Here is a 7,702-nt window from a genome sequence, read left to right as displayed (position 1 = left end):
TCTCGGTCCCATCATGGCTGATCCCTCCCTTTAGGAAGAATTGAATCAGCAACTTACCAACCGATCAAGCCCGAGTTTTTCAACAAAATATGCCCAAATTGGTCAAGCGTCTAAAGCAGTAAATCTGTGCCTCCAGAAATCTACTTCAAATTGGTTTGTTAGGGATGTGCCTAATTGACGTTCGATAAAGGTCAAATCCTACTCCCGCAACCAGGTCGAATAATCTCAACACTGGCTGTTCAGACTACAATTGATCCACCCGATCAATTGCTTAACGTCCTCATCTCGTCAGCCTCATAACCCGAAAGTCAGTGGCTCAATTCCTACTCCCGAAACCAAAGTCATACTGTGTGACTACAAATATTTACAAACCGTCTCGGGGCGGCGTTTTGCATTGGAGCTTTGGCGCTGGAAGCACCGTGGAAGCAATAGGGGTTAGAAAACTGCACAGCTGGCCCCCAACAGTATTTTGCGTCACCTCGGTAAAAGGTCCTCAAGTTCAGGCATCAGAACAACGCTTTCCTGTTCGTTCGGGTCCGTGCGTGCGATAACTGCAACTGCGGGTTCATTCCCATCGTTGAACGGAAGGTGCGGAGTGTTTGCCGGTATATAGATCAGGTCTCCTGCTTGCGTTTCCATAACGTGTTCCAGCCTGTCGCCCCAATACATCTTCGCTGACCCGGAAATCACATAAATCGCGGTTTCATGTGTCTCATGTTTATGCGCCCTGGCGCGCCCTCCGGGCGGGACCGTAAGCAGATGCATGCAGATAGCTTGGCTTCCTACCGTCTGTCTGGCGATGCCTTCGAAGTAATCGAACCCCTGTTTCCCGGTATAGGTTTCGCCGGGGCGCAGTTTCACACAACCCGCCATCTAGGTATTCCTTCCTAAGATTTGAGCGAGAGAATGATACGCCAGCTTCGCTAGAAAACGTAGGGAAATCAGAAGCGGGTTTTGGGCGGAGATCTAACGAGCCTTATGAACGAACCGCATACCGGGTGATACGGCCTGAGATACATAAGAACGAAGAAAGCCACGTCTGCGGACGTTACTCATAGCAAATTGTGCACGTAGCCATGACAGGTCCGCACCTCGAACACCTCCTTCAAAATCTTCCCTGTTGGGTGGTCAAATGGCGTGTTGCCAGTGAAGAACCTTGGAAAGATTGCATTATCTCGGGTCAGAAAAAGGGTCCGGAGGGGTGTTCAATCGCAGATGCCGCATGAATGCCCGTGCGATCCTTGGAACCGGTTTTTGATCCGAAACCACAAAATGGCCTCGATACCGCATTGGAGATTCAAATCGGACAAATGCCAGATCGGGAGATCGGTAATGGTAGACGGGAAAGGGATTGATAACAGACAGCCCCAGTCCTTCGCGCGCCATGTCGGCTGCGGCAAATGAGGTTGAAACTTCGGCAACGATCCTCGGTTTGGCACGCACCTGATGAAGCAACCGGTCCAGTTGCCCGCGCCGCCCGTGTCGATATGTCAGTGCGATCAACTCTTGCTCATGCAGGTCTGAAGGCGTCAGAACGGTGCGTTCAGACAGAGGATGTTCAGGGCGCATGACGCAAACGGCTGGTGACTCGCGAAATGGAATAAGTTTGATGCCAGCGCGGCTTTGTTCAATCCCGGTCACGGCAAGATCAAATCGATTCTCAAGCACGCCTAGCGTGACCATATCTGATGTTGTCACCTCAAGGTTTACGAAAAAACCGGGATTCCCGCGAATGAAACTGGCGATGAGGGAAACGATGTATCGATGAGCGTAGCTGGGCGGTGCAACGAGACGCAGTGTTTCTTGCACAGTTTCGCCCGGACCATCGATCCTGTCCAATGCCTCGAACAAAGGATCCAATCGCATATTCAGCCTTACGGCTTCTTGCGTCGGTCGCAATCTGCCTGCATCCCGTTCGAACAGTGTTCTGCCCAGTCGATCCTCTAAGCTGCTGACCGAGCGACTGACCGCGGACTGAGATAAGCCGAGCTGTCGTGCGGCAGCGGCCGTTGTTCCAGACTGCATGAGCGCACGGAGCGCCTGGTATTCCGGCAGAGAATGCCAGTTGCGAGGTTTCTTCATCGCTGGGCGCCCGCATGATTCCGACTAGCTCTATGAGTAAAACTCATCAAGATTTTTTGCAATCATGATGATTGCGTCTGTTAGCGTGTGTCGAAATGACACTAACCTGGGAAAAACGAGTTTGAGCACCTCCCCTCTTATCTTTGATGGGCACAATGATGTTCTGTCAAAACTGGCCTCGTCAGGCGGTCTGCCCGAAGCGGGCCGCTTCCTGACCGGGCTCGAAGGTGCAATCGACTCTGTTAAATCCAAGGCCGGTGGATTTGGCGGAGGCTTCTTTGCCGTCTGGGTCCCTTCGCCTATCGATGCCGATGCTAAAATGGAAGAAATGGTCCAGCCTAGCTATGACCTGCCGCTTCCCAATCATATAGACGCCGAAGATGCTCTGCCCTCAGCGCTGGGGCAGATTGCCATACTGCTGGAACTGGAACGTTTGGGGGCGTTGAAAGTGGTTCGATCAGTTTCGGATATTCGAAACAGCATGGCGCTAGGCCAGATTGCGGCCATTTTTCACATCGAGGGCGCCGAGCCGATTGATGCCGATCTGCATTCGCTTGACGTGTTTCATGCGGCGGGGTTGCGATCATTGGGGCCCGTGTGGAGCCGACCCAACATTTTTGGCCATGGTGTGCCGTTTAGATATCCATCGGGGCCGGACACTGGCCTTGGATTGACGGATCATGGACTGCGGCTTGTGCAGCGATGCAATGCGCTGGGTATCATGTTGGATTTGTCCCACCTCAATGAAAAAGGTTTCTGGGATGTAGCGCGGTATTCGGATGCGCCTTTGGTCGCAACGCATTCGAATGCCCACGCCATCTGTCCGCACGCGCGAAATCTGACCGATGACCAGCTTCGCACCATCGCGGAAAGCGACGGGATGGTCGGGTTGAATTTTGCCACTGCGTTTCTGCGCGAGGATGGTCGGATGCTGTCCGATGTGCCGTTGACGCAGGTTCTGAAGCACCTTGACCACCTGATCGGGATAATGGGTGAAGACCGGGTCGGGCTTGGGTCCGATTATGACGGGGCAGTCGTGCCGGACGACGTGAAGGACGTCTCGATGCTGCCTCGATTGAGGGATGCCATGGTGACCCATGGATACGGCGAAGAGCTCATCAAGAAGCTCTGCCACGAAAACTGGTTGCGTGTTCTTGAGAAGACCTGGGGATCGTAACCGTTAGTGAAGACTTGATGACAGAGAGGACAAAATGAACGCATTTAACAGATTGCTTACCGGTGCGGCGCTGGGATTGGCGCTGGCCGTGACCTCGACTTCGGCAATGGCCGAAACGCCGCCGAACATGCTGGTTATTGCGCATCGTATCGACGATATCACGACGCTGGATCCGGCCGAAAGCTTTGAGTTTGCGGGTTCGGATGTCAGCCGGAATGTCTATCAGAAGCTGGTGAACTTCGACCCGCTCAATCTGGATGCCGGCTATCAGCCCGACATCGCTGAAAGTTGGGATGTGTCTGAAGACGGCAAATCGATTACCTTCAATATCAGGGAAGGACTGACCTTTCATTCCGGGAATCCGGTGACGGCCGAAGATGTTGAATTTTCACTGCGTCGTGCGATCATTCTAAACAAGACCCCGGCATTTATCCTGACCCAGTTTGGGTTCACGCCGGAAAATGTCGAACAAACGATTGTCGCGGATGGCAACACTCTGACAATCACAACGGACAAACCCTATGCGACATCCTTCGTTCTAAACTGTCTGACCGCTACCATCGGCGGCATTGTCGATAAGAAGACGGTGATGGAACACGACAAGGATGGCGATCTGGGCAACGAATGGCTCAAGACCAATACTGCTGGATCTGGTGCTTATAGCCTTGTCAGCTGGAAGCCCAATGAAAGCGTAACACTGAAGTCGAACCCCGATTTCTACTTGGGTGCTCCGGCCATGGAGCGTGTGGTTGTCCGCCACGTTCAGGAAAGCGCCAGCCAGCGCCTGTTGCTGGAACGTGGTGATATCGATGTCGCGCGCAACCTGAACCCAGAAGATGTTGCCGGCGCTTCATCTGTTGCCGGCGTAAAGATCGCAGACGAGCTTAAGGGCCGCCTGATGTATGTTTCGCTGAGCCAGAAACACCCCGAGCTTAGCAAGCCTCAGGTTCGGCAGGCGTTCAAATACCTGGTTGACTATGAAGGGATGCGTGACAGCTTCCTGAAGGGGCAATACACGATCCACCAAAATTTCCTGCCCCAAACCTATCTCGGTGCCTCTGACGAAACGCCGTTTAGCTTTGATGTGGAAAAAGCCAAGGCACTGCTGGATGAAGCAGGTGTAAGCGGGCTTGAGATTGAAGTTGGTGTGCGTGAAGCGCAGGAACGGATCGAAATCGCCCAGTCGCTGCAGAATGCGCTGAGTCAGGTTGGCATCACGATGAACATCACCGTGGGAACCGCCAAACAAATTCTGGCACGGTATCGTGCGCGGGAACTGGATGTTTATCTTGGCGCATGGGGGCCGGACTATCCCGACCCGCAGACGAACGCAGGTACCTTTGCCTATAACCCGGATAACTCGGACGAAGCCAATGCCACAGGATTGCTGGCATGGCGGAATTCTTGGGATACCGGCGGGCTGACCGACAAAACGGACGCGGCTGTTGTCGAAAACGACACCGCGAAACGCGCTGACATGTACAAGGAAATCCAGGCCGAGTTCCGCGAGACTTCGCCGTTTGTCATCATGTTCCAGCAGATCGAGCAATCGGCCCTGCGTGAAAACGTGACGAATTTCTCAACCGGTCAGGCGATAACTTCGGCGTCGTATTGGCAGGTGACCAAGTAAATGGCACTGGCCGAAAGACCAACTGAGGGGCGCCGCTCGGCGCCTCTTATCCATTGGATCAAGAGTATCCTGAAAACTATTGGCACCATCGCAATTACAATGCTGGGTCTGCTTTTCGTGACCTTCATCATCGGTCGCGTGATGCCGATCGACCCGGTGCTGGCGATCGTAGGCGAACGCGCATCGCAATCGACTTATGATGCGGTCTATCAACAGCTTGGCCTTGATAAGCCGCTGCTGGTTCAGTTTGGATATTACCTTTGGGATGTTTTGCACGGCGATTTTGGCGATTCACTTCTGAATGCGCGCCCGGTTTCTCAGGATATTGCCCGAGTCTTCCCTGCTACGCTGGAATTGGCGACATTGGGTGTTTTGATTGGCATATTTCTGGGTGTTCCGCTTGGTGTGATCGCCGCAGTCAAGCGCGGATCGTGGATCGATCAGATCGCCCGTGTGGTCGCGCTTGTCGGGTATTCAATGCCAATATTCTGGCTGGGGCTCATGGGGCTTTTGGTCTTTTATGGGATACTTGGCTGGGTCGGTGGCCCGGGCCGCCTGGATATCTTCTATGAAGACCTTGTTCCTACGCGAACAGGGTTGATCTTGCTTGACAGTGCCTTGGCCCAGGATTGGGATGTTTTCCGGAATGCGTTGTCCCATATCATCCTGCCCGCAGCTTTGCTGGGGTACTACTCGCTTGCCTACATTAGCCGGATGACCCGATCCTTCATGCTGGAACAGTTGTCAGCCGAATATGTCATCACTGCCCGCGTCAAAGGGCTGTCTGAAAGGCAGGTTATCTGGCGCCACGCCTTCAAGAATATCCGAGTGCAGCTGATCACAGTGATCGCACTGAGCTATGCCAACTTGTTAGAAGGATCAGTTCTGACCGAGATCATCTTTAGCTGGCCGGGGATCGGCAGCTATATCACGACGGCTTTGCTGAGCGCCGATATGAATGCCGTTCTTGGAGGAACCGTTGTGGTCGGGCTGATCTTTATCTGCCTGAACATATTCTCGGATCTTCTTTACCGTTTCTTTGATCCGAGGTCGAAATGAGCGACATGACCTTGCGCCAGTGGCTGCTGACCGACGAGCCGACTTCGCGCCGCCATGCCAGATTGGCCAGCTTCTACAAAGGCTGGCTGACTTTGCGATCAAACTCGATGGCAATGGTCGGGTTTGCGATCCTTGTCATCCTTGTTCTGACAGCGGTCTTTGCGCCTTTTCTCGCGCCGCATGATCCCTTTGTTCAGAGCCTGTCCAGCCGTCTTCTTCCCATCGGGGCTGAAGGCCACTTGCTGGGAACCGACAGCCTGGGGCGGGATATTCTGTCACGCCTGATCTATGGGGCCCGAATTACACTGTACATCGTGGCGCTGGTGGCGCTCATCGCACCGATTGCGGGGCTTCTGGTCGGGACGGTTGCGGGATATGTGGGGGGATGGACGGATGTGATCCTCATGCGCATCACGGATATTTTCCTCGCTTTTCCACGACTTGTTCTGGCGTTGGCGTTTGTCGCTGCGCTTGGGGCAGGGATTGAAAACGCGGTTCTGGCAATCTCGCTCACGGCATGGCCGCCCTATGCGCGTATGGCGCGTGCAGAAACCCTGACCATCCGGTCAACCGACTATATCAACGCGATCCGCCTTCAGGGTGCCGGGCCGCTGCGCATCATCACCCGGCATATCTGGCCACTGTGCATCTCATCTTTGATCGTGCGGGTCACGCTGGATATGGCCGGAATCATCCTGGCCGCCGCCGGCCTTGGTTTTCTGGGGTTGGGGGCACAACCTCCAAGTCCGGAATGGGGTGCCATGATATCCGAGGGTCGACGTTTCATCCTTGATCACTGGTGGGTGGCAACGGTGCCGGGGCTAGCAATTTTCACGGTTTCGCTGGCCTTCAACCTGTTGGGTGACGGCCTGCGGGACGCGCTTGATCCAAAGGACGGTGGCCAATGAACTTACTCGACATCGAAGATCTGTGGGTTCGTTTCCCAACCCGTCAGGGCGTGTTTGACGCCGTGCGGGGCGTGTCGTTTTCGCTGGGGCGCGAGCGTCTGGGGATCGTCGGCGAAAGCGGCTCGGGCAAGTCGATGACGGGACGGGCCATTCTGCGCCTGATCCGAAATCCGGGTATCGTCGAGGCCAAACACATCAATCTGGAAGGCCGAGACCTGATGAAGCTCAGCGAGCGCGAGATGCGTGAGGTGCGAGGCAAGCAGATCTCGATGGTGATGCAGGACCCCAAGTTTTCTCTGAACCCGGTGGTCACGGTTGGCGAGCAACTTATGGAGGCATACCTCCAGCACAATTCCGGCTCTAAGGCCCACGCGAAAAAGATGGCTATCGAGATGTTGGATAACGTCTCAATCCGTGATCCTGAGCGGGTGATGCGAGCATACCCGCATGAGGTGTCTGGGGGTATGGGGCAGCGCATTATGATTGCGATGATGTTGATCCCCAATCCCAAGATTCTGATTGCCGACGAACCAACTTCGGCGCTTGATGTCAGTGTTCAGCGGCAGGTGCTGAACATCATGGATGGATTGGTCAAGGAACGGGGGATGGGCCTGATATTCATCAGCCACGACCTGAATCTGGTATCTGAGTTCTGTGACCGTGTCCTCATCATGTATTCTGGTCGGATCGTCGAGGTTTGCGAGGCTGACAAGCTGCATCAGGCCCAACATCCCTATACCCAGGGCTTGCTAAACTCGCTGCCGCGCCTTGATGAAAAATGCACCCACCTGAGTGTTCTCACACGCGATCCGTCTTGGTCCGAAGCCCCGAGCGTGAGGGGCTGAA

General features: G+C 54.5%; 7 protein-coding genes and 1 pseudogene. 5 read left to right on the top strand and 3 right to left on the bottom strand.

The window, feature by feature from the left end; all coding sequences use genetic code 11:
* Positions 1–474: 474 nt before the first annotated feature.
* The 3 genes and pseudogenes from ACR0AM_RS11860 to ACR0AM_RS11850 all read right to left on the bottom strand — a co-directional run.
* Positions 475–873: a cupin domain-containing protein gene (locus ACR0AM_RS11860; protein WP_480623001.1), complete on the bottom strand. Its 399-nt coding sequence runs from the start codon at positions 871–873 to the stop codon at positions 475–477.
* A 297-nt stretch (positions 874–1,170) separates the two neighbouring features.
* Complete coding sequence (locus ACR0AM_RS11855; protein WP_480623005.1) at positions 1,171–1,866, bottom strand: LysR substrate-binding domain-containing protein; 696 nt, start codon at positions 1,864–1,866, stop codon at positions 1,171–1,173.
* 24 nt (positions 1,867–1,890) lie between these two features.
* Positions 1,891–2,082: pseudogene (locus ACR0AM_RS11850) on the bottom strand (helix-turn-helix domain-containing protein); the annotation flags it as partial.
* Positions 2,083–2,203: 121 nt separating this feature from the next.
* Here ACR0AM_RS11850 and ACR0AM_RS11845 point away from each other — a divergent pair.
* Genes ACR0AM_RS11845 through ACR0AM_RS11825 form a run of 5 tightly spaced genes read left to right on the top strand, consistent with a single transcriptional unit; the run spans position 2,204 to position 7,701 of the window.
* Entirely contained in the window at positions 2,204–3,259 is a 1,056-nt protein-coding gene (locus tag ACR0AM_RS11845; protein WP_480623000.1) for a dipeptidase, read from the top strand.
* Positions 3,260–3,293: 34 nt separating this feature from the next.
* Complete coding sequence (locus ACR0AM_RS11840) at positions 3,294–4,889, top strand: ABC transporter substrate-binding protein (RefSeq protein WP_480474887.1); 1,596 nt, start codon at positions 3,294–3,296, stop codon at positions 4,887–4,889.
* Positions 4,890–5,948 (top strand): ABC transporter permease, encoded by a 1,059-nt coding sequence (locus ACR0AM_RS11835; RefSeq protein WP_480474888.1) that lies wholly within the window; start codon positions 4,890–4,892, stop codon positions 5,946–5,948.
* Positions 5,945–6,856 (top strand): ABC transporter permease, encoded by a 912-nt coding sequence (locus ACR0AM_RS11830; RefSeq protein ID WP_480474889.1) that lies wholly within the window; start codon positions 5,945–5,947, stop codon positions 6,854–6,856. The genes ACR0AM_RS11835 and ACR0AM_RS11830 overlap by 4 nt, the downstream gene beginning before the upstream one ends.
* Positions 6,853–7,701: an ABC transporter ATP-binding protein gene (locus ACR0AM_RS11825; protein WP_209506685.1), complete on the top strand. Its 849-nt coding sequence runs from the start codon at positions 6,853–6,855 to the stop codon at positions 7,699–7,701. The genes ACR0AM_RS11830 and ACR0AM_RS11825 overlap by 4 nt, the downstream gene beginning before the upstream one ends.
* Position 7,702 lies beyond the last annotated feature (1 nt).

It is taken from the genome of Ruegeria sp. AD9, assembly GCF_056542305.1.
Note: the sequence above shows the minus strand (reverse complement) of the source record. Positions and strands in the feature narration are given on the sequence as shown.